Genomic DNA, 19,834 nt, shown 5'->3' on the forward strand with positions numbered 1-19,834 from the left:
TCTGACAGGTTGACGCCTCAAATATGGCACGAGTCACAGGGAGTGTCAATGTTTATGACGTAGACAGTCAGGAGTGCGCGGCGTTGCGGCGCTGAGCCTTCAGGAGCCGCAACCCACTGGCCAGCACGCCCACATGACTGAAGGCCTGGGGGAAGTTGCCGAGGAACTCCCCGGTGTCCGGATGGATCTGTTCGGGGAGCAGGCCCAGGGGATTCGCGCGGCGGCACAGGGATTCGTAAAGTTCATGTGCCTCGTCCAGCCGCCCTTGCCCGGCCAGGTTGTCCACCAGCCAGAAGCTGCACAGCAGGAAGGCGCCTTCGCCGCCGGGCAGTCCGTCCGGCGACTCCTGCGGCAGGCAGCGGAACAGCAGCCCGTTGCCGGCGTCCAGGTTCGCCGCGATGGCCTGGGTGTTAGAGACCATCCTCGGATCGTTGAATGAAATGACATTCCGGATGGGGATGGACAGCAGCGCGGCATCCACGCCGCCGGAACCGCCCTGCTGTTCGGTGAAGGTGCGCCGTTCCGGATTCCAAGAGAGGAGCGCAAGGAATGGCATACGTCCCTGCTCGACCTTGGCCACGCCGCTGGAAATACAGTCGCCGGAGTAGTTGACACTGCTGCCGGCACCGTTGCTGCGGCTCCAAAAGCCATCGCTGGCGGCGTAGAAGACACTATTCTGCACGTTGCCCAAAGCGTAGAAGAACGGCGAAAGAGTTCCGAGGTCGACGAATAGTCCGGCCCCCGGATCGGGGCTACAACAGCGAGCCCCGAGAGCGCTTGGGACCCGCTGCCATCCGCCTCTCAGCAGGGGCGCCAGGACCCCCCGCCCGGTGCATAGCAGCGTGGACCCGTGTACTTGGTAGCCGGTGGTACATAAGGGGCGGGAGCAGGCGGAATGTACGGTTGGGGTGCCGGCGGTATGTAGGGTGCGGGTGCAGGCAACCTTTGTAGGCGCTCGGCCTCGGCCTGACGGGCCGCTTCTGCTGCGGCTGCCTCGTCAGCCGCCTTCTTTTCAGCCGCCGCGCGCTCCTTTGCAGCCTTCTTTTTTGCTGCAGCCTGTGCTTCGGCGGCCAGGCGGTCCTCGTGTGCCTTCTTCTCTGCCGCGGCGAGTGTGCCCTGCAAGGCCTTCGTTTCGTCCCGCTTCTTCTCTGCCGCGGCGACCTTGTTGTCCAGCGTCGAAAGGTATGCCGCCGCGACGGTGGCCGTCAGGCCGGCCCAGTAGATTGCCCTCTGTGTATCCTTGCTGGCAGCAAGAACAGTTCTGAAGGCCTTTGCTGCCGCCAGTTGGGTGACAAGTACTGCCGCCGCTACGCCTGCAGCAGCTGAGGTGGTTGCGGGCTCAGCTACTGTTGCGGTTTCAAGCGCCTTGGTCGTTTTCGCAACTTGGGCAGGTAGAGTGCAGTCGACCTGATCGGAAAACAGGCCACTCTTGGCCGACCTGGCTTCCGCGTAGGCTGCTTCGACCGGAGGCAGGAACTTACGGTTTTCGCCGTACTGTATGGGGATTCCCAGCCCTTCCCGCGCGATCTCGGCATTCACCAGGGAGCCGTCCGGAGCGAAGACTCCGGCGAGGGTCCGGCCGTATTGGTCGTGCCGTTCCTTATCGAATTCAAGCTTGACCTGGGTGCCTTTCGGCAGCAGCCCCTCGAGGTATTCCGTGGCCTGCGGGCCAAGGCATTCAACCGGCAGGTCGGGGTCCTTCGTCTCAGGCGTGTCGATACTGAGCAGCCGGATCGTGTGGCTCCCATTATTGATGGAGACCACGAGCGTATCGCCATCGACAATGCGGACTACCGTTCCGGAGTCCGCATTAGCTGCAGCGGCCACTACTAATGAGCCAGCGATCAGGGTGGCCGCGGCTACCGAGGCAATGATTAGGTTCTTCACTCCAGGCTCTCTCTGAACTTGTGGCCGGTTACTCCAAGGTGGGGGGCGCCCCGCCATCTGGAAGAACGCTGACAGTCGTATCCATTGATGCTGGACGTCCGGCCTCAGGTTTTGCGCAGGAGTGCATCACGATGGTCGCAGTTATGGTTTTACCCCTCTGCTCACTTATTAGCCTCCGGCACGAACGTGCCGATCTGCCCTTTACATGAGCAGTTGCGAAGTCATAAGCTGGCTGCAAGCTGGATTCGGAACGATCGTACCTATTGGAGTTGCTCGTGGCCGACGCATTTGGTGATCAGTTGCCTTCAGAGGTCCGCTCGCGCCGTATATCGCTGGGCCTGACCCAACAGGACCTCGCCGACATGGCCGGCGTCTCGGAACGTTTCGTCAGGTTCGTCGAGCAGGGCAAGCCAAGCGTCCAGCTGGATTCCCTGTTGGCCGTCCTGGACACGCTGGGGCTGGAGCTCCGGCTCAGTACTAGGACCGGCAAGGGTGCCCGCGCGCTCGCAGGCCACGCCGACGAAACACAACCGTGAAACACCGCATCGCCGACATCTATAAGGCCGGCGTGCTCGCCGCGCGGCTTGAACGGCACGACGGCGGCACCCGGTTCAGCTACGTGCCGGCGTACCTCGCGTCCGGGGGACCCGCCGTCGCCAGTTCCCTGCCGCTCACCGGCGCGCCCGTCGATTCAGCGGCGGGGGCGGCACCGCCCTATTTCACGGGTCTCCTGCCGGAGGGCCGCCGGCTCAACGCGCTGCGGCGGTCCATCAAGACCAGCGCCGACGACGACCTGTCCCTGCTGATCGCCGCCGGCGGGAACCCGGTGGGCGACGTCCAGATCGTAGGCCACGGCGAGCCGCTGGATCCGGACGAGCACGCTGTCCAGCTGGATCCCAAGCTGCCGGTTGATTTCGACACGTTGCTCGGCGATCCGGACCTGATCGACCCAGTGGCGTTGGCCGGTGTGCAGGACAAGCTGTCTGCCGGCATGATCTCGCTCCCTGTGGCCAGCGCCGGCAAGCGGTTCATCCTTAAACTAAACGCCCCCGAATTCCCGCATGTGGTGGAGAACGAGCTGGTGATGTTCCGGTATGCGGCCAGGCTGCGGATTCCGCTGAGCCGGGTCCGGCTGATCCGGGACGTCGCGGGCCGGCCGGGTCTGCTGGTGGAGCGTTTCGACCGGATCCCGCTTCCCGGCGGCGGGCCCGACGACGTCCGGCGGCTGGCGGTGGAGGACGGGGCCCAGGTCCTGAAGCTCTACCCGGCGGACAAGTACAACGTGGCTTTCGGCCAGGTCTGCCATGCTCTGGCCGACTACTGCTCGGCGCCTCTCCCGGCACTCCGGAACCTGGCCATCCAGGGGGCATTTGCGTGGCTGAGCGGCAACGGGGACCTGCACGCCAAGAACGTTTCCATGGTCCAGCAGCCGCATGGCGAGTGGACCATCGCCCCGGTCTACGACATTCCCTCCACCGTGGTCTACGGGGATAAGACCCTTGCACTGACCCTGAAAGGAAAGCGGAGCGGGATCTCGCGGCGCCATTTTCTGGGCTGGAGCAAGGACTTGGGGCTTACTGACCGCACGGCCGCCCAGGTGCTGGAGCTCGGCCTGAAGGCGTCAGGTCCGCTGATCGCCGACCTGGAGGCGGGCACCGCATTTGCCGCACTTGGAGGTCCGGCGAAGGACGACGACGGCGGCTCGCCGTTCCCTGACATGGTCACCAGGGCGTGGGTGAAGGAGCTGAAACACCGGCGGAGGCTGCTGGAAGGCTAAGCAGGGTGGAGGGGGGATGCCCGTCACGAAGCGTTGAACCACTTGAACACTCGCAGGGCGCGGAGAGTATTCCACCGACTTGGTTGTCCGTCGCCGGCTTCCAGAGCGAAGTGGACCCGACCCGGGTGGGTGTTCTCCAACAGCCACGTGCCGTTGGGCTGTTGTTTGGATCGCACCACGTCCACTGCTTCCGACATGCGTTCGTCTGGATTGCGGCCGGTGGCGCGGAAGTAGTCCAGGCCGCGGAGCACGTCGTAGTACCAGCGGGTGGGGTAGGAGAATTGCAGCCAGTCCGGGCTAATCATCTCGCCAGTGGACTTTCGCCGCAGCAAGACGCGTTCTAGGAGATATTCCTCTGCGAGCCGCCGCGCCTGCCGCGATTGGGGGGTCCCGCCGGTGGAACGTTCGTGCTCAAGGAGACCCTCCAGGACGCATATCGTGGTGTGGAAAGAGGAGCGTCTGGAGCCTCTTTCTGCCTCGCAGTTCCAGCCGCCGTCGGCGAGCTGTTCCCGGCCCAGCCTCTCCACCACCGCGTCCACGTTTTCGCCGAAGTACGCCCCGAGTGCCACGGCCATGCCGTTGATGCAGGGTTCGATTTCACCCTCGAAGAAGAGCTGCTTGCCTGCCTCCCAACGGCTGTTGTCGCGCACCAGAGTGATCGCGTGCCTGGCTTCCCGGCTGGCAGGGTCCAATCCGAAGTCCCGGAGGAGCAACAGGCTGTAAGTCGTGGCGGTCCAGGGCTGGCTGTTCGGATCGTCGTCATTTGCCGGCCAATACGTGCCGCCGTCCCATTGCCCGTCGGCGCCCTGCAGTTGAAGCAGCCGCACGCCCCAACCATGGGTGGCAACGCGGTGCCGCTCGGCAGAAATCTCGTCAGCAGGCGCATCGGCGAGGTCGCGCAGGACCTGCCAGCGGATGGCGGGATCAGAGTCGAGCAGCCAGTCGAGCACTTCCATTCGCCCAACCTAGCACCGCGGTGGGATGGCCGGCAGAGACCTGTTTCCCGCCGTCGTGCGTCCACGAGATGGCACCTGGCAGCGGTGTCCGGCTCCGGAACTGCCGCGGACTGCCATCTCGCGAGTGGCTAGAGGTGCTGGATGCCTGCCCGCTGCATGGCGTCCTTGTAGACGTCAACGCTTTTGGCGAGGAGATCCTCCTGTTTTGCTTCGGAAACAGCAAAGGCCCGCCCGCCGAGCGCGCTGGCCTTGTAGATCTTGATGCCGCTGTTCTTCAGGGAAGAATGGTAGGTCTTCTCGAAGAGGGTGAGGAACGTGGAAGCGTCCGTGCCGTGGGCGATGACTGCGGAGACACGGCGGTTGATCTTCAGGAACTGCCGGAAGGGCCGCAGGCCGTCAGTCTTCTCCTGGACGTTCAGCGCCGACGGAAGCTCCGGATCCCGCACCCACGGGTACGCATTCCACGGCATCACATAGCGCGGATCAAGCTCGGCAAGTTCGTAAATCTGGGTGGCCCGGCGGGCGGCTTCGTCATCGTTGAAATGGGAGACGAAGCCGGATTCGGTGCCCTTGCCCGGACTGACGTGGAGGCTGACGATCCGGCATTCGTCCTCGTCGTGGACGGGGTCGATGTAGGGGACGACGGACCCTGGCTTCTTTTCCATCAGTTCATCGCAGAGCTGCGTTACCGCCGCGATGTTTGGTTCCTGTAGCAGGGCCTTTTTTTCGTCCCAGTCAATCGTCACGATCTCTCCCTCAGCAGCACGGCGTCCAGAAACAGGCGTCTGAACCCACTCTACGCTTTTGGAGGTATAGGTGCGCAGTGCAAGTTTGCTCCGGACCGGCGCCCGTCCGGGTAACGTCATCATGATGAACAGGAAAACGCTCAAGTCCGACGGCTTTGCCGGCTTCCGGGCCTTCGACAGCCTTGAGATCATAAGGATTCCGCAGGGCACCGGGGTGTTCGCCGTTCTCCGGCCGAATGAGTTCGAGCCGCACTTCCTCAAGATCAGCACCGCCGGGACCTTCAAGAAAAAGAATCCCACCCTGCCGGCGGACGCCATATGGGGTGAATGGGTGGACGGCGCGGACATTCTCTACATTGGCAAGGCCGGGCCGGGAAGCAAGGGCAACCGCGGCCTCCGGAACCAGATCAAGGAGTTCCTGGATTTTGGGCGGGGCAGGCCGCCGGGCCATTGGGACGGCCGCCTCATCTGGCAGCTGACCCACACGGATGAACTCATCATGGCGTGGAAAGAGGTGCCCGCCGAGGAAGTAAACCAGGCCGAGGCCGCGTATCACGCAGCCTTTGTTGCGGAGCATGGCCGGCTGCCGTTCGCGAATCTCGTGCAGGCCAAGGTGCGGAATTAGGCCAGGCCGCCGTCGTACGTGAAGCGGCCGGCCAGCAGCGTTGCCGCAACCGGCATGGCTGCGAATTCCGAGTCCGGCGCGGCCAGCGGATCGGCGTCGAGCACCACCAGGTCCGCCGGGTCCCCGACTCGGATCCGGCTCCGACCCCTGGCTGAAGCCGCTAGTGCCTGCCCCCGGCTGATGCATTCCTGGGGATGCCATGGCCCGCGGGTGTCCTGCCGGGACCGGGTGGTGGCCGCCGACATCGCAGCCCACGGATCCAGTGGCGCAACCGGCGCGTCAGAACCCAGCGCCAACGTGGCTCCAGCGTCGAGGAGCGATCTCAGCGGAAACGCCCGCTGCGTGCGGCCGCCCCAGTTGGACTCCGCGGCGTCGCGGTCATCCAGTGCATGCACGGGCTGCACGCTGGCCGTAACGCCCAGGGGCCCAAAGCGGGCCAGATCCTCCGTCCGGACAAACTGCGCGTGTTCAATCCGGCCGCCGATCCCTGCGCGCTCGAAGGCATCCAGCGCCACCTGATTGGCGCCATCCCCGATGGCATGGACCCCCGGGACAAAGCCGTATTCACGTGCCCGCCGAAGCAGGGACACCAGATCGTCAAAGCTGACAGTCAGCAGCCCGTAGCCGCCGTCGGGGTATGGGTCCACGCAAAACGCCGTCCGGGTATTCAGCGAGCCGTCAATGAGCACCTTCAGCGGGCCGGCGCGCAGGAGCCCCTTGCCGCCGTCGAGCTCCAGGCCTGTGCGCATGCCGTCGTTGTGGGCCCGCTCCAGGTCCTCGGGGTAGACGCCGGCCTCCACCCTCAGGCTGGTGAATCCACCGGCGATGCGCCGCAGCCACACGTCGCGGTTCCAGGTCATCTCGAAATCAACGACGCCCACGATGCCCCGGGCGGATGCCGCGTCTGCGGCATCGCGGACCCAGCGGTCCACCACCGAGTCCGGAAGTTTGCCCAGCTCACGGGTCAGCGCAAAGGCAAGATCCTCCCGGAGCAGGCCGCCGGCATCAACCTCCATCCCGTACCGCCGGGCGGCAGCGCTGTTCAGCCAGACACAATGCAGGTCGTGGCTGATCAGGGCGGTGGGCTGGCTGCCGGTGGCGGCGTCGAGCATCTCCAGAGTGGGGACGTCCGGCCACAGGGCGTCGCGGAAGCCCACCCCCACGGCCGTGACGGAAGGATCGGCGTTGCGAAAATAACGTCCGACGGCGGTGGCAGCCTCTCGCGCGGATGCGGCGGCGGACAGGTCCATCCTGTTTGAGTGCAGCGCCCACTGGGTCATGTGTACGTGCTCGTCCCAGAGACCTGGAATAACAAAGGCCCCGTCCAGGCTGACCACGCGGGTGTCGCCCGGGATTCCGCCGCCGGTACTGATCCGGGCCACCACGCCATCAACGATGTGCAGGTCCGAGACGGTGACCTCGCCGGGCTGGCGGACGGAGCGCAGGACGATGTTGTTCACAGTTCCAATTCTGATGGCTCAACGGGCGAACAGGACGCTGACTAGGTTGCGGAGCCTTTGAGCCGTTCCATCTCGCGGCGGTCCTTCTTAGTGGGACGCCCCGCGCCGCGGTCCCGCTGCGGGAGGCCAAGCGCAGGTGCCACCGGCCTTGGCGGCGTGTGGTCGGTGAAGCAGTGCGACGCGGCCTCTGCGCCCACGCGTTTGGCGATCAGGCGGCGGACTTCGAGGATGCGTTCGAAGCCGGACATCCGCACCGTGACGGTGTCGCCCGTGACCAGGGTGGCCGAGGCTTTGGCCGGGCTTCCGTTCAGCCGCACGTGGCCTGCGCGGCACGAAGCGGTGGCGGCCGAGCGTGTCTTGTAGGCGCGGATCGCCCACAGCCACGCATCGATGCGGACGCTGGCGGGGGAGGACGGAGGGATGGTCATGGCTGGCACCGAGTATACGGCGTCGCTGTAACGTGCCGCTCAACGAAAAAAATGCGGCAGCCTGCGACACTGGGCCAAACAGCAGAAAGAGACCAGCATGGAACCTTATCCAACACAGCAGCCCGCTTGTGCCCTCCAGCAGCCACACGCCGTCCTGCGGCCGCCCCTCCCAGCATGGGCACGGGTGTTCCGGCTGGTGCTCATTTGCCTTGGGGGAGGCATTGCGCTTTCGCTGGTGGTGTTCCTCTCGGTCTCCATGACGTCGCAGGCGAGTATCTACACCGAAAGCGGAAGGGCGGACATCCAACTTGCCATCTGGCTGGGACTGTTGCTCATCGTGCTGTCGATCCCGTACGTGCTGGTGAGCCTGGTCTACGCGGTTCTCTGGGCCGTCAAGCTCCGCGGCAGGGGATACCGCCGTTACCCGGGAACCACCTGGTTCCTGGTGCTCGGCCCGATTGCTATCGTCGTGCCGGTGCTGGCCTGGTTGAGTCTCTAAATCCGCTGCCCTACGCCACCAGGTTCGCGGCGGCGGTGTCCATGTGCTCGCGGATGGTGTTCCGGGCCAGCGAGGCGTCTCCGGTCTCGATGGCGGTGACGATGTCGTAGTGCCGGTCCACGCTCATGTTCTTCACACCTTTGTCCCTGCCCGCGAACATGATGGACATCCGGATGGACCCTTCCAGCGACTCCCAGGAATGCAGCAGGGTTTCGTTGCCGGTCAGGCGGCACAGGGTCCGATGGAATTCCAGATCCGATTCGATGCGTTCCTGCAGGCTGGCCTTCTCCGCGGCGGCCATGGCTTCAATGGCGGCCCGCAGCGAGGTGATGACGTGCTCCCGGTCCGGGAGTTCGCACAGGGTGCGGGCCGCAAGGGATTCAAGTGCTGCCCGGACGGAGTAGATGTCGCGGATTTCCTTCTCATCCAGGTGCCGGACGGAAAGCCGGCCCCGGGGCCCGGGGGAGAGGAGGCCTTCCTGTTCGAGTTGGCGCAGCGCTTCCCGCAACGTGCCGCGGCTGATCTGGAGCATTTCCGACAGTTCGGTTTCCACCAGATGCCGCCCCGGCTCCAGCTCGCCGCTGGTGATGGCGGCGCGCAGTGCCGAGAGGGCCTGCTCGCGAAGGCTCTTCTTTTGCAGTCCCAGCAGCGATGCTGTTGCTCCGGCCATCGTGATACTTCCTCAATGTCAGGGGTTAACTGTTTACAGTCGATGTGTTAACTGTCGATGGTACGCCAGAAGCGCGGCGCCGGCCGGGAAGGCTCCGCGCTTCCGGCGAAACGCTGCTACTTCAGTTCGGCGAGGACTTTCGCGACGATTTTTTCGACGGTGAGTCCGTAGCGGTCGTGGAGGGTGGGCAGGGCGCCGGCGTCGAGGAATTCATCCGGCAGCGCCACCGGCACTACCCTCTGGCCGAGCCCAGCGGTGACGACGGCGGAGGCGACGGTTTCGAAGAGGCCGCCGGTCACGCTGTGGTTTTCCAGGGTCACGGCGAGGCGGTCGGTGTTGATTTCGGCCAGGACGGTGGCGGCGTCGAACGGTTTGATGGTGGGTGTGTGGACGACGGCGACGTCCACGTTGTGTGCGGCAAGGGCTTTCGCTGCCTGCAGCGCACGCATGGTCATCAGCCCGGAGGAGATGAACACCACGTCATTGCCGCCGCGCAGTACCTTGGCCTTGCCGAGTTCGAACGTGTAGCCGTACTCGTCCAGCACGGTGGGCACGTTCCCGCGGAGCAGCCGCAGGTAGGTGGGACCCTCGCTGGCGGCGAGCTGGGGCACGGCCTGTTCGATGTCGATCGAGTCGCAGGGGTCCACGATGGTCAGGTTGGGCATGCCGCGGAAGATCGCCATGTCCTCGGTGGCCTGGTGGCTGGGACCGTACCCGGTGGTGAGGCCGGGCAGGCCGCCCACGATGTTGACGTTCAGGTTGGGTTCGGCGGCATCGAGGCAGAGGAAATCGTAGGCGCGGCGTGCGGCGAACACGGAGTAGGTGGACGCGAACGGGACCAGCCCGGTTTCGGCGAGGCCCGCGGCGGCGCCGAAGAGCAGCTGTTCGGCCATGCCCATCTGGAAAAACCGCTCCGGGAAGGCCTGGGCGAAGACGTGCATGTCGGTGTATTTGCCGAGGTCCGCGGTGAGGCCCACAATTTTGTCGTTCTCCTGCGCGGCTTTGACGAGCGCATGCCCGAACGGTGCGGAGGTAGTTTTCTGGCCGGGGTCGGCGAAGGACGCGATCATTGCCGACGTCTTCAACTTCGGTGCGGGTCCCGTGGAAACGGCTGCGGTGCTCATCGGGCGTCCTTTCCTTCGTGTCCTGCGGTCAGCTGTTCGCGGCAGGTCTGCCATTCGTGTTCTTCGATGCGCATAAAGTGCGCCTTTTCCCGCTCCTCCAGCAGCGGGACGCCGCGTCCCACCTTCGTGTCGCAAAGGATCACGGAGGGACGTCCGACGGCGGCGGCCTGGGCGGCTGCGTTGTCGAACGCTGCGAGCAGCGCGCCGACGTCGTTCCCGTCCACACGCTGGGTGTACCAGCCGAATGCTTCCCATTTTTCGGTCACGGGCTCGGTGCGGAGGACGGTGTCGGTTTTGCCGTCGGCCTGCAGGGCGTTGATGTCCACCATGGCGGTGAGGTTCCCGAGCTGGTGGTGGTGGGCGCCCATGGCGGCCTCCCAGGTGGAGCCTTCGTCGAGTTCGCCGTCGGAGAGGAAGTTGTAGACCCTGGCGTCGGAGCCCTGGTAGCGAAGGCCCAGGGCCATGCCGACGGCGATGGACAGGCCGTGGCCCAGGGATCCGCCGGAGATTTCCATGCCGGGGGTGTAGGTGGACATTCCGGACATCGGCAGCCGGGAGTCGTCCGAGCCGTACGTTTCGAGTTCGGCGACGGGGATGGTGCCGGCTTCGGCCAAAGCCGCGTAGTGCCCGATCGCATAATGCCCGGTGGAGAGCAGGAACCGGTCCCGGGCGTCCCATTCCGGGTCCTCGGCGCGGAAGCGGAGCTGGTCGGAGTACACGGTGGCCAGCATGTCTGCCGCGCCGAGGGCCTGGCCCACGTAGCCTTGGCCCTGCACCTCGCCCATGTTCAAAGCGTGATGCCGGATCCGGTACGCCGCGGCGCCGACGCGCTCGAGGCGTTCCGCAGCCGTTTCCTGGATCATGTGTTCCTTCTGGGGGAGTTCGTGTGAGTGCAGTTCCTGTGTCGCAGTCATCAGACGCTCACTGACTGCGGCGTGCTTTTGGTGGCCTCATCTGCCAGCTGCCGTTCGCGCTTGCCCCAGGTCTCCCGGGTGACCAAGGCGGCCCAAAGGCCGATGGCCGCGTAGAAGCTGAAGAGGATCGCAGGACCCATCCAGCCCAAGGAAACGAAGAGCAGGGTGGTGACGAAGGGCGTGAACCCGGAGACCATGGCCGAGATCTGGTAGGCCAGCGAGGCGCCGGAGGAGCGGGTCTTGGCCTGGAACAGTTCGGGGAACCACGCGCCCTGGGCGCCGGCAAGGGAGTTCTGGCAGACGGCGTAGGAGATCACAATGGTGGCGATCACGAAGATGAACATTCCGGTGTTCACCAGCAGGAACATGGGGATGCCGAACAGTACGGCGAAGGCTGTGGACCAGATGTACAGGGGCCGTCGGCCGATCCTGTCCGTGAGCCGGGCCCACGCCATGGTGGCGAAGATGCCGATGAAAGACGCGATGCAGAGGGCAACGAGGGTCTGGGTCTTGTCAGCCAGCTGCTGGGTGTGCAGGTAGGAAATCATGTACGTGATGGAAACGGCGTAGCCTGCGGTCTCGGCAATGCGGAGGCCGATGCCACGGACGATGCTGCGCCAGTCCGTCTTGATGACCTCGATGATCGGGGACTTGACGATGGAGCCGCTCTCCTTGACCTCGTCGAACACCGGTGATTCCGGGACCTTCGAACGGATGATCAGGCCGACGGCGACGAGCACGATGCTGGCCAGGAACGGAACGCGCCAGGCAAGTTCGCCGCCCAGGTTCACGCTGACCAGGAAGACGAGGTTCGCCAGCAGCAGGCCCACGGGGAAGCCGGCCTGGACGATGCCGGTGTACTTGCCCTTGGACTTCCAGGGCGCGTGCTCGTAGCTCATCAGGATGGCGCCGCCCCACTCAGCGCCGAAGGCCAGGCCCTGGACCACGCGGACGAAGACCAGCAGGGCTGGGGCCAGCAGGCCAACCTGCTCGTAGGTGGGCAGGAGCCCGATGAGGAACGTGGCCACCCCCATCAGGATCAGGGAGGCCACCAGGACGGGTTTGCGGCCCACCTTGTCGCCAAGGTGCCCGCCGATGATGCCGCCGATCGGGCGGGCGGCGAAACCGACGCCAAGCGTGGCGAAGGCGGCCAGCGTGCCCGTCACCGGGTCTCCCGTGGGGAAGAACGCCGTGCCGAAGTACAGTGCAGCCGCGGTGCCGAAGCCGATGAAGTCATACGTCTCGATGACGGCGCCAACGCCGGACCCGATTGCGACGCGCTTTGCGTCCTTTGTGCCATGCACGTGGCCGCGCATTTTCAGAGCTTCATTGCTCATTGCTGAATCCCTTTCGAAGAGCGGGAACGCTTCCGCGCCACCGCTGTCGACTGTTAACAAATGATATGCCAGTGTGACCCGGGTCATGGTTCATTGTCAACAGTCAATGTTGGAGGTTGACTGTTGACAGTGAATTAATCTACAGTGATTCACATCACCACCCGCTCGTTCAGAGGATCAACGACGATGTTCAACTCACGACTCGGCTGCTCGTCCATCAGCTTCAGGCATCAGGACCTGTCGGCCGCCCTGCGTACCATCAGCGGCCTGGGCTTCGAAGAGATCGACCTCGGCGCCCTCCCGGGGGTGTGCGACCACGTCCCGTACAACCTCGATGACGCGGCCGTCACCGCTGTGACTGCGGAAGTTGCCGCTTCCGGGCTGCGCGTCCGTTCCGTCAACGGAGATGTCGGCGACCTCAACGCAGTGCTCGACGCCGGTGCCCGCGAAGCCCGCGAACGGCACCTGGAGTCGCTGCTCACCCTCACCGCCAATACCGGCGCGAAAGCGCTGGTCCTCCCGTGCGGCGCGCTGAGCCACGAACCGGTCCGGAGCCTTGACGCGGATCTGGACGAAGTTGCAGCCCAGCTCATCCATGCCGGGCAGCGTGCGGCGGAGTTCGGCGTCGAGCTCTGGACCGAATCACTGCACTTCCTGCGGTTCTGCTGGAACCTCGAACGCGCGGAACTGCTGGCCCGGCGGCTGGCGGGTACCGGCGTCGGAATTGTCATGGACTTCAGCCACATCGTCGCCGCCGGCGAAGATCCGTTGGAGTACCTCGAACGCCACCAGGGCCGGATTGCCCACGTCCATCTCCGTGATGCGGTGCCGGGCAACATCAACCTCAGCATCGGCAACGGCAACGCGGATTTCGCTGCAGGGCTGCGCGCGCTGGCGGAGGGCGGCTACACCGGCCACTTCTCCCTCGAACTCGAAACCCGCGACGTCACCCACGACGAACGTCCCGCTGCCGCCGCCAAGGCGGCAAGCTTCATCACCGACCTCATCTGAACCACCACCAAGTAATCCAAGGAGCATCATGACCACCACCATCCAGCGCACCGCCGTCCTCACCGGGGCAACCTCGGACCGCGGCATCGGCATCACCACCGCCCGCCGCTATGCCAGCCAGGGTTGGGCGGTGGTGATCCTGGACCTCGACGGCGAGAAGTCCGCCAAGGTCGCCGCCGAGATCGGCAATGAGTTCAACGTGCCTGCCTTCGGCCACGAGATCGACGTCGCCAACGAAGGCTCCGTCAACACCGCCTACGCAGCAGTCAAGGCGGAGATTACTGCTGGCATCCTGCCCCCGGTCGGAGCCCTCGCCAACATCGCCGGCATCACCTCCCCGGTCCCGTTCCTGGAGACCACGCTGGACCTCTGGCACAAGGTGATGGATGTCAACGCCACCGGAACGTACCTGGTCACCAAGGCGTTCCTGCCGGACATGATCGCCAACGGCTGGGGCCGGATCGTCAACATGTCCTCAGTGTCCGCACAGCGCGGCGGCGGCGTCTTCGGCAAGGTCCCCTACTCAGCAGCCAAGGCCGCGATCCTGGGCCTCACCAAGGCGCTGGCCCGTGAAATCGGTGCCACCGGAGTCACCGTCAACGCCATCACACCCGGCGCCGTGGACACCAACATCCGGGTGGGCAGCACCGACGAGCAGGAAGCCGCCATCAACGCCGGTATTCCGCTGGGCCGCAACGCCACCACCGAAGAGATCGCGGCCGTCATTACGTTCCTGTCCTCCGAGGAATCCGCCTACCTCACCGGAACCACCATCGACATCAACGGCGGAAGCCACATCCACTAACAGCCCGCCCCGGCGCAAACGTCAGAGAGCCCACCATGACCAAGATTTTCAACGATCCCTCCGAATTCGCAGAAGAGGCCCTTGCCGGATTCTGCGACATCCATTCCGGGCTGGTGCGCCAGGTCCCCGGCGGCGCCGTGCGGCGCCACCGCCCTGCCAAGCCCAAGGTTGCCGTCCTCGCCGGCGGCGGGTCCGGACACTACCCGGCGTTCGCCGGGCTGATCGGCACCGGACTGGCCGACGGCGCCGTGGTCGGCAACATCTTCACGTCGCCTTCGGCGCAGCAGGCCTACGCCGTGGCCAAGTCCGCGGATTCGGGCGCCGGCGTTGTCTTCACCTACGGCAACTACGCCGGGGACGTGATGAACTTCGGCATGGCCAGCGAACGCCTCACCGCCGAAGGGATCCAGGTTGAGAACGTCCTGGTCACGGACGACATCGCCAGCGCGCCGCCGTCGGAATCCGACAAACGCCGCGGCATCGCCGGTGACTTCACGGTCTTCAAGATCATGGGTGCTGCCGCTGAAGCGGGCGCTGACCTGGCCGACGTCGTCCGTCTGGGCCGGAAGGCCAACAGCCTGACGCGGACCATCGGCAGCGCTTTCCACGGCTGTACGTTCCCCGGCGCGGACGCCCCGTTGTTTACGCTCCAGGACAAGCAGATGGGCCTCGGCCTGGGAATCCACGGAGAGCCCGGCCTGTTCGACACCGATTTGCCGTCCGCCAAGGAACTCGGCCAGGAATTTGTGTCCCGGCTGCTGGCCGAAACCCCGGAAGGTGCCGGCGACCGGCTTGCCGTGATCCTCAACGGGCTGGGGTCCACCAAGCACGAGGAGCTCTTTGTCCTCTGGCTGACCGTGGCCCCGCTCCTCCGCGACGCCGGCTACACCCTGGTGATGCCCGAGGTGGGGGAGCTCGTCACCAGCCTCGACATGTCCGGTGTCTCCCTCACCATCACCTGGCTGGACGAGGAGCTGGAACCGCTCTGGACGGCGCCCGCGGAAACCCCTGCCTACCGCCGGGGAACTGCCGCCGTCCAGTCAGGGGACGCCTCCGGCCAGGAAACGTCCGACGCCGGGACCGCCGACGTGCCATTCGAGGCCGACGGCGACTCCCGCGCCTACGCCGTCCAGTGCGTTGCGGCGCTCGAAGCCGCCCGTCAATCACTACATGCGGCCGAGTCGCGGCTGGGTGATCTCGATGCGGTGGCCGGCGACGGCGACCACGGCCGGGGAATGGTCCGCGGGATCGACGCCGCCGCCACGGCAGGTGCCGCGGCGGGTACCCGGGGTGCCGGTGCGGGCTCGGTCCTGATCGCCGCCGGTGACGCCTGGGCAGACAAGGCCGGCGGCACTTCCGGGGTTCTGTGGGGTGCGGGGCTGCGGGCGTTGGGTGAATCGCTGGGGAACCAGCGGACCCCGGGCGCCGAGGAACTGGCGGCCGGCATAAGCGCCTTCGCTGCCAGAATCACTGAATTGGGTAAAGCCGGACGGGGTGACAAGACCATGGTGGATGCGCTGCTGCCGTTCACTGAAAGGCTTACCCGCCTCGTCCAGGAGGGCGCAGAACCGCGTCAGGCCTGGGCTTCAGCGGCCCTTGATGCTGTGGCGGCGGCCGAAGCCACGGCCGCACTCCGCCCACTGAAGGGACGGGCGCGGCCACTCGCGGAAAAGAGCCTGGGCACGCCGGACCCCGGAGCGACGTCCCTCGCGATGATTTTCACCGTCATAGGGCCGTTCCTGGCAGGTTCGGGCCAATCAGCCACCACGTCTAGCGAGACCGCAGGAGCCCTTTCATGACCACGGAACCAGTAACGCCCACTCCAGCAACGCCCACTCCAGTAACGCCTGGACTGCGCCTGGTCCTGGGCGCCGACGAGGCCGGCGTCGACTACAAAAACCGCATCCTGGCAGACCTGCAGGCCGATCCGAGGATCAGAGAGATCATCGATATCGGCGTCAACCGGAGCGATGCACCGGAGGACTTCGTCCGGCCCTACCCGTACGTTGGCATCGCGGCGGGAGAGCTGATCCGCGACGGAAAGGCCGACCGCGCCATTCTGTTCTGCGGCACGGGAATCGGCGTGGCGATCGCCGCCAACAAGGTGGACGGAATCCGCGCCACCACGGCCCATGATTCGTTCTCGGTGGAGCGATCCGTCCTGTCCAATGACTGCCAGGTCCTCACCATGGGGCAGCGCGTTGTGGGAGTGGAGCTGGCCAGCAGGCTGGCCCGCGAATGGATCGGCTACACGTTTGATCCGAGCTCTGCTTCGGCGGACAAGGTCAAGGTGCTCACGGACTTCGAGGGCTGCTGAGCCTGTAGCACCCCAACTCCAGGAGGGGAGCTCCTACGCTTCGCGCGTGGCGGGGGACTTGGTCTGCGCCGGATCGCGCTCGGCGAGTGCGCCGATGGCGTCGTCGATCTTCTTCAGGACCTGGGGCTCGAGGGTCACACCCGCGGCGGCCACGGTGTCCGCGAGCTGCTCCGGGCGGGAGGCGCCCACGATGGCTGACGCCACGTTGGGGTTCTGCAGCACCCAGGCCACCGCAAGTTGGGGCATGGTGAGACCGGCTTCAGCGGCGATCGGCTTGAGGTCCTGGACACCGGCCAGGACGTCGTCCCGCATCCAGCGCTCGATCATCCTGGCGCCGCCCTTGTCATCCGTGGCGCGGCTGCCTTCCGGCGCAGGCTGGCCCGGCAGGTATTTGCCGCTCAGCACGCCCTGCGCCATGGGGGACCAGACAATCTGGGACACGCCCAGTTCTTCCGACGCCGGCACAACCTCGGCTTCGATGACCCGCCACAGCATGGAGTACTGGGGCTGGTTGGAGATCAGCTGGAAACCCAGTTCCTTGGACAGCGCGTGGCCGTCGCGGAGCTGGTCTGCGGTCCATTCGCTGACGCCGATGTACAGCGCCTTGCCCTGGCGGACAATGTCCGCAAACGCCTGCATGGTTTCTTCCAGTGGCGTCTCGAAGTCGTACCGGTGGGCCTGGTAGAGGTCCACGTAGTCCGTCTGGAGCCGGCTGAGTGAGCCGTTGATCGAGTCCATGATGTGCTTGCGGGACAGGCCAACATCGTTTTTGCCCTTGGGGCCGGTGGGGCCGTAGACCTTGGTGAAGATTTCCAGTGACTCGCGGCGTTCGCCCTTCAGTGCCTCGCCGAGGACGGTTTCCGCGGCGGTGTTCGCGTAGACATCCGCCGTGTCGAACGTGCTGATGCCGGCGTCGAGCGCTGCGCGTACGCACTGGGTGGCGACGTCGTTCTCCACCTGCGAGCCGTGCGTCAGCCAGTTGCCGAACGTGATTTCCGAGACTTTGAGGCCGCTGTTTCCGAGGTATCTGAATTCCATGGTTTCCACGCTAGCGGAGATAGTTATTGAGGGAAAGGGCTTTCCGCAAACGCACGACGGCGGTGCGGCCGCCCCCGCGATCAGCGGCGGCGGAGTTCCGCGTACTCCAGGGACGGCACTATCGCCCCGGCGTCGCGCTCCACGAAGTTGGTCCCGGGCGGCACCAGTTCGTCGATCGCATCCAGCACGGACTCGCCCAGGAGGGTGTCCGCGGCCTTGAGATAGGCCTTGAGATGGTCCTCCGTGCGTGGACCAATGATCACACTGCTGACGGCGGGGTGGTTCAGCGCGAACCCGATGGACAACTCCACGAGCGAGATCTCCAGCTTGTCGGCCAGCCTGGCCAGCGCGTCCGCAGCCAGCAGCTTCCGTTCGCTGGAAGGCCCGGAAATGTCGTAGCGTCCCGGGAGTGAATGGACGCGGGTTGGCGGTTTCCCGGCATCGAGGACGAACTCGCCGGACAACCAGCCCCCGGCCAGCGGACCGTAGGCGAGTACACCCAGGCCGTACTGCTGCGCAATGGGCAGGACATCGCGTTCGTTGCCGCGGACCAGCATCGAATACGGGACCTGGTTGGCTACGGGCGGGATCAGGTGGTTGGTGGTGGCCAGCCACTGGGCCTCCACGAGCTGCGCCGGGGTGAACACCGAGGTGCCGTAGTAGAGGATCTTTCCCTGCCGGATGAGGTCGTTCAGGGCGGTGATGGTCTCGAGCACGTCGGTGTTGTAGTCCGGCCGGTGCGCCTGGTACAGATCGATCCGGTCCGTCTGCAGCCGGCGGAGGCTGCCCTCCACCGCCTGCATGATCCAGCGCCGGGAGTTCCCCGAGTGGGCCGGGTTGGCGCTCATCTGGCCGTGGAACTTGGTGGCCAGGAAGACGTCGTCGCGGCGGCCGCGGAGCGCCCGGCCCACCACCTGTTCGGACTCACCCTGGGAGTACACGTCGGCGGTGTCCACCGCGGTGATGCCGGAGTCGAGGGCGGTCTGGATGATGCGGATGCTTTCATCCGCGCCGGTGGGGGCCCCGCCGGTGGGGGCCCCGCCGGCCTGGGGGCCGCCGGCTGCGCCGCCCGGCCCTTCGCCAAAGTTCATGGTGCCCAGTGTGAGCGGGCTGATGGGCGTGCCGGACCGCCCGAACACACGAAGTTCGCTGAGGCTCATTCCCCGGCTCCTCACGATCGATTTCCCACGCGGATTGCTCTGGATCGTCACGACGCTACACAAATTCGGCGGTGTGCTGCAGGAAAGCGCCATGGTGCTTCGCTTTTCGTAGCACGGGGTAACGCGGGCCGGGGCAGTGACGGTTTGTGACGGCCCGGGAGCCGCACGGTCCTCAGCTCCGGTCGGCAGGCAGCTTGGCCTTGAGGACGTTCGCGTGGCCGGACAACGACACCAGCGAGCCGGTGTCCAGCACGGACAGGGGCGCGGGGGCGGGCGGCTTCGTGAAGGAGCGGGCGGCCCCAAGGCCGGCGCTCTCACGGCTAGGGTCGCGGTTGGAATTGTCCCGCGCAGGGTTGTCCTGGTGCAGCGCCGACTCCACCAACGGAGCCACCGCTTCCACTTTCGCTGCGGGAACGGAGGGGCCGGGAAGATCGCGGACCGAGATCTTGATTTCGGGGGCGGCGGCCCGGGCGCGCGCCATGGCCCGGGCATCCGCTTCGGCCACCGCGGCAGCCCAGTCCTCGGCGAGCATCGGGGGTGCCTTGCGGGCCGCGGTGAGCAGCGGGTGATGCTCCGCCGCATGGTGGAAGCGGGGCCGGAGTTCGGAGGGTTTCAGGAAGGTGCGGCCGTCCCGAAGGGCCTTGCGCCAGTTGCGCGGCGCGCTCACTGCGGCCACGGCGGCCGCGCCGTGGGCAAACATCGTGGACAAGGCTGCGCCGGTTGTCGTCCGTAGGGCGCCGGCCTTTGCGCGCAGCACCCCGGCGCGGGCCGGCTGGCCGGCAGACGGGGCGGCAGCGCCGTCGTCGTGCGTTTCAACGGGGGCGCCCGACGGCGGCACGGACTCCCCGGTCAGGCGGACCAGGGGGAGGGTTTCGTGTTTGGGGAGCCGCCCAAAGAGGGCCATTACGGTCAGCACAAACAGCCGCCCGGCGCCGGCAAGCAGCAAAGTGATGACCACCAGCAGGAACAGGCCCAGGAACATCAGGAGCGCCAGGCCGAGCGTGCCGAAAAAAGTCAGGTTGAGAGCGATCGTCGTTGAATCTCCCACGTCATCTCTCCTCTCTGCCGGCGGCGGAGTCC

At 65.8% G+C, this 19,834-nt stretch carries 21 protein-coding genes; 8 read left to right on the forward strand and 13 right to left on the reverse strand.

Going from position 1 to position 19,834, the window contains the following annotated elements:
- Nucleotides 1-67: 67 nt before the first annotated feature.
- Both ACX80V_RS05410 and ACX80V_RS05415 read right to left on the reverse strand, forming a co-directional pair.
- Nucleotides 68-682: a glycoside hydrolase family 15 protein gene (locus tag ACX80V_RS05410; RefSeq protein ID WP_485842285.1), complete on the reverse strand. Its 615-nt coding sequence runs from the start codon at nt 680-682 to the stop codon at nt 68-70.
- A gap of 119 nt (nt 683-801) precedes the next feature.
- Nucleotides 802-1,887 (reverse strand): thermonuclease family protein, encoded by a 1,086-nt coding sequence (locus tag ACX80V_RS05415; RefSeq protein ID WP_485842286.1) that lies wholly within the window; start codon nt 1,885-1,887, stop codon nt 802-804.
- A gap of 275 nt (nt 1,888-2,162) precedes the next feature.
- Here ACX80V_RS05415 and ACX80V_RS05420 point away from each other — a divergent pair, with 275 nt between their 5' ends.
- Nucleotides 2,163-2,423 (forward strand): helix-turn-helix transcriptional regulator, encoded by a 261-nt coding sequence (locus tag ACX80V_RS05420; protein ID WP_485842287.1) that lies wholly within the window; start codon nt 2,163-2,165, stop codon nt 2,421-2,423.
- Nucleotides 2,420-3,664, forward strand: coding sequence for a type II toxin-antitoxin system HipA family toxin (locus tag ACX80V_RS05425; protein ID WP_485842288.1), 1,245 nt, complete (start codon nt 2,420-2,422; stop codon nt 3,662-3,664). The genes ACX80V_RS05420 and ACX80V_RS05425 overlap by 4 nt, the downstream gene beginning before the upstream one ends.
- A 23-nt stretch (nt 3,665-3,687) precedes the next feature.
- Here the strand turns inward: ACX80V_RS05425 and ACX80V_RS05430 are convergent, their stop codons facing one another.
- Nucleotides 3,688-4,620, reverse strand: a complete 933-nt coding sequence (locus ACX80V_RS05430; RefSeq protein ID WP_485842289.1) for a prenyltransferase/squalene oxidase repeat-containing protein — start codon at nt 4,618-4,620, stop codon at nt 3,688-3,690.
- A 128-nt stretch (nt 4,621-4,748) separates the two neighbouring features.
- A complete protein-coding gene (locus tag ACX80V_RS05435; protein ID WP_056342023.1) occupies nt 4,749-5,366 on the reverse strand; it encodes a uracil-DNA glycosylase family protein in 618 nt (205 codons plus the stop codon).
- Between the two features lie 124 nt (nt 5,367-5,490).
- Between ACX80V_RS05435 and ACX80V_RS05440 the strand changes: the two genes are divergently transcribed.
- Nucleotides 5,491-5,991 (forward strand): hypothetical protein, encoded by a 501-nt coding sequence (locus ACX80V_RS05440; protein WP_485842290.1) that lies wholly within the window; start codon nt 5,491-5,493, stop codon nt 5,989-5,991.
- On the opposite strand, the gene ACX80V_RS05445 is transcribed toward ACX80V_RS05440, so the two are convergent.
- The gene (locus ACX80V_RS05445) at nt 5,988-7,451 is read right to left on the reverse strand and encodes an amidohydrolase (protein WP_485842291.1); all 1,464 of its coding nucleotides are present in this window, start codon (nt 7,449-7,451) and stop codon (nt 5,988-5,990) included. The two genes, ACX80V_RS05440 and ACX80V_RS05445, sit on opposite strands and share 4 nt — an antisense overlap.
- Nucleotides 7,452-7,492: 41 nt before the next feature.
- Complete coding sequence (locus ACX80V_RS05450; protein ID WP_248763562.1) at nt 7,493-7,879, reverse strand: RNA-binding S4 domain-containing protein; 387 nt, start codon at nt 7,877-7,879, stop codon at nt 7,493-7,495.
- A 97-nt stretch (nt 7,880-7,976) separates the two neighbouring features.
- Here ACX80V_RS05450 and ACX80V_RS05455 point away from each other — a divergent pair, with 97 nt between their 5' ends.
- A complete protein-coding gene (locus ACX80V_RS05455; RefSeq protein ID WP_485842292.1) occupies nt 7,977-8,378 on the forward strand; it encodes a hypothetical protein in 402 nt (133 codons plus the stop codon).
- Nucleotides 8,379-8,388: 10 nt separating this feature from the next.
- Here ACX80V_RS05455 and ACX80V_RS05460 read toward each other — a convergent pair whose 3' ends face one another.
- The 4 genes from ACX80V_RS05460 to ACX80V_RS05475 all read right to left on the reverse strand — a co-directional run bounded on the left by ACX80V_RS05460 (nt 8,389) and on the right by ACX80V_RS05475 (nt 12,423).
- Nucleotides 8,389-9,048 (reverse strand): GntR family transcriptional regulator, encoded by a 660-nt coding sequence (locus ACX80V_RS05460; RefSeq protein WP_056342034.1) that lies wholly within the window; start codon nt 9,046-9,048, stop codon nt 8,389-8,391.
- 116 nt (nt 9,049-9,164) lie between these two features.
- Nucleotides 9,165-10,172 (reverse strand): transketolase family protein, encoded by a 1,008-nt coding sequence (locus ACX80V_RS05465; protein ID WP_485842293.1) that lies wholly within the window; start codon nt 10,170-10,172, stop codon nt 9,165-9,167.
- Entirely contained in the window at nt 10,169-11,035 is an 867-nt protein-coding gene (locus ACX80V_RS05470; RefSeq protein ID WP_485842327.1) for a transketolase, read from the reverse strand. Before ACX80V_RS05470 ends, ACX80V_RS05465 begins: the two co-directional genes overlap by 4 nt.
- A gap of 50 nt (nt 11,036-11,085) precedes the next feature.
- Nucleotides 11,086-12,423: an MFS transporter gene (locus ACX80V_RS05475; RefSeq protein ID WP_248763564.1), complete on the reverse strand. Its 1,338-nt coding sequence runs from the start codon at nt 12,421-12,423 to the stop codon at nt 11,086-11,088.
- A gap of 186 nt (nt 12,424-12,609) precedes the next feature.
- On the opposite strand from ACX80V_RS05475, the gene ACX80V_RS05480 reads away from it, so the two are divergent.
- The 4 genes from ACX80V_RS05480 to ACX80V_RS05495 are packed head-to-tail and all read left to right on the forward strand — an operon-like array spanning nt 12,610 to nt 16,556.
- The gene (locus tag ACX80V_RS05480; RefSeq protein ID WP_485842294.1) at nt 12,610-13,434 is read left to right on the forward strand and encodes a sugar phosphate isomerase/epimerase family protein; all 825 of its coding nucleotides are present in this window, start codon (nt 12,610-12,612) and stop codon (nt 13,432-13,434) included.
- A gap of 28 nt (nt 13,435-13,462) precedes the next feature.
- Nucleotides 13,463-14,239: an SDR family NAD(P)-dependent oxidoreductase gene (locus tag ACX80V_RS05485; protein ID WP_485842295.1), complete on the forward strand. Its 777-nt coding sequence runs from the start codon at nt 13,463-13,465 to the stop codon at nt 14,237-14,239.
- Nucleotides 14,240-14,274: 35 nt separating this feature from the next.
- On the forward strand, nt 14,275-16,038 hold the full coding sequence (locus ACX80V_RS05490; RefSeq protein ID WP_485842296.1) for a dihydroxyacetone kinase family protein: 1,764 nt from the start codon (nt 14,275-14,277) through the stop codon (nt 16,036-16,038).
- The gene (locus ACX80V_RS05495) at nt 16,035-16,556 is read left to right on the forward strand and encodes an RpiB/LacA/LacB family sugar-phosphate isomerase (protein WP_485842297.1); all 522 of its coding nucleotides are present in this window, start codon (nt 16,035-16,037) and stop codon (nt 16,554-16,556) included. The genes ACX80V_RS05490 and ACX80V_RS05495 overlap by 4 nt, the downstream gene beginning before the upstream one ends.
- Before the next feature lie 33 nt (nt 16,557-16,589).
- Here the strand turns inward: ACX80V_RS05495 and ACX80V_RS05500 are convergent, their stop codons facing one another.
- The 3 genes from ACX80V_RS05500 to ACX80V_RS05510 form a co-directional block, all read right to left on the reverse strand.
- Nucleotides 16,590-17,594: an aldo/keto reductase family protein gene (locus ACX80V_RS05500; protein WP_485842298.1), complete on the reverse strand. Its 1,005-nt coding sequence runs from the start codon at nt 17,592-17,594 to the stop codon at nt 16,590-16,592.
- A gap of 80 nt (nt 17,595-17,674) precedes the next feature.
- A complete protein-coding gene (locus ACX80V_RS05505; protein ID WP_485842299.1) occupies nt 17,675-18,754 on the reverse strand; it encodes an aldo/keto reductase in 1,080 nt (359 codons plus the stop codon).
- 172 nt (nt 18,755-18,926) lie between these two features.
- On the reverse strand, nt 18,927-19,802 hold the full coding sequence (locus tag ACX80V_RS05510; RefSeq protein ID WP_485842300.1) for a hypothetical protein: 876 nt from the start codon (nt 19,800-19,802) through the stop codon (nt 18,927-18,929).
- Nucleotides 19,803-19,834 lie beyond the last annotated feature (32 nt).

This window comes from Pseudarthrobacter arbutini (genome assembly GCF_054510915.1).

What these genes read in the sequence shown, in the direction of transcription:
- ACX80V_RS05470 (WP_485842327.1), bottom strand. Translation starts at nt 11,035, where the DNA reads ATGATCCAGGAAACGGCTGCGGAACGCCTCGAGCGCGTCGGCGCCGCG.
- ACX80V_RS05455 (WP_485842292.1), top strand. Translation starts at nt 7,977, where the DNA reads ATGGAACCTTATCCAACACAGCAGCCCGCTTGTGCCCTCCAGCAGCCA.
- ACX80V_RS05465 (WP_485842293.1), bottom strand. Translation starts at nt 10,172, where the DNA reads ATGAGCACCGCAGCCGTTTCCACGGGACCCGCACCGAAGTTGAAGACG.
- ACX80V_RS05460 (WP_056342034.1), bottom strand. Translation starts at nt 9,048, where the DNA reads ATGGCCGGAGCAACAGCATCGCTGCTGGGACTGCAAAAGAAGAGCCTT.
- ACX80V_RS05490 (WP_485842296.1), top strand. Translation starts at nt 14,275, where the DNA reads ATGACCAAGATTTTCAACGATCCCTCCGAATTCGCAGAAGAGGCCCTT.
- ACX80V_RS05500 (WP_485842298.1), bottom strand. Translation starts at nt 17,594, where the DNA reads ATGGAATTCAGATACCTCGGAAACAGCGGCCTCAAAGTCTCGGAAATC.
- ACX80V_RS05440 (WP_485842290.1), top strand. Translation starts at nt 5,491, where the DNA reads ATGAACAGGAAAACGCTCAAGTCCGACGGCTTTGCCGGCTTCCGGGCC.
- ACX80V_RS05485 (WP_485842295.1), top strand. Translation starts at nt 13,463, where the DNA reads ATGACCACCACCATCCAGCGCACCGCCGTCCTCACCGGGGCAACCTCG.
- ACX80V_RS05480 (WP_485842294.1), top strand. Translation starts at nt 12,610, where the DNA reads ATGTTCAACTCACGACTCGGCTGCTCGTCCATCAGCTTCAGGCATCAG.
- ACX80V_RS05450 (WP_248763562.1), bottom strand. Translation starts at nt 7,879, where the DNA reads ATGACCATCCCTCCGTCCTCCCCCGCCAGCGTCCGCATCGATGCGTGG.
- ACX80V_RS05505 (WP_485842299.1), bottom strand. Translation starts at nt 18,754, where the DNA reads ATGAGCCTCAGCGAACTTCGTGTGTTCGGGCGGTCCGGCACGCCCATC.
- ACX80V_RS05430 (WP_485842289.1), bottom strand. Translation starts at nt 4,620, where the DNA reads ATGGAAGTGCTCGACTGGCTGCTCGACTCTGATCCCGCCATCCGCTGG.
- ACX80V_RS05475 (WP_248763564.1), bottom strand. Translation starts at nt 12,423, where the DNA reads ATGAGCAATGAAGCTCTGAAAATGCGCGGCCACGTGCATGGCACAAAG.
- ACX80V_RS05495 (WP_485842297.1), top strand. Translation starts at nt 16,035, where the DNA reads ATGACCACGGAACCAGTAACGCCCACTCCAGCAACGCCCACTCCAGTA.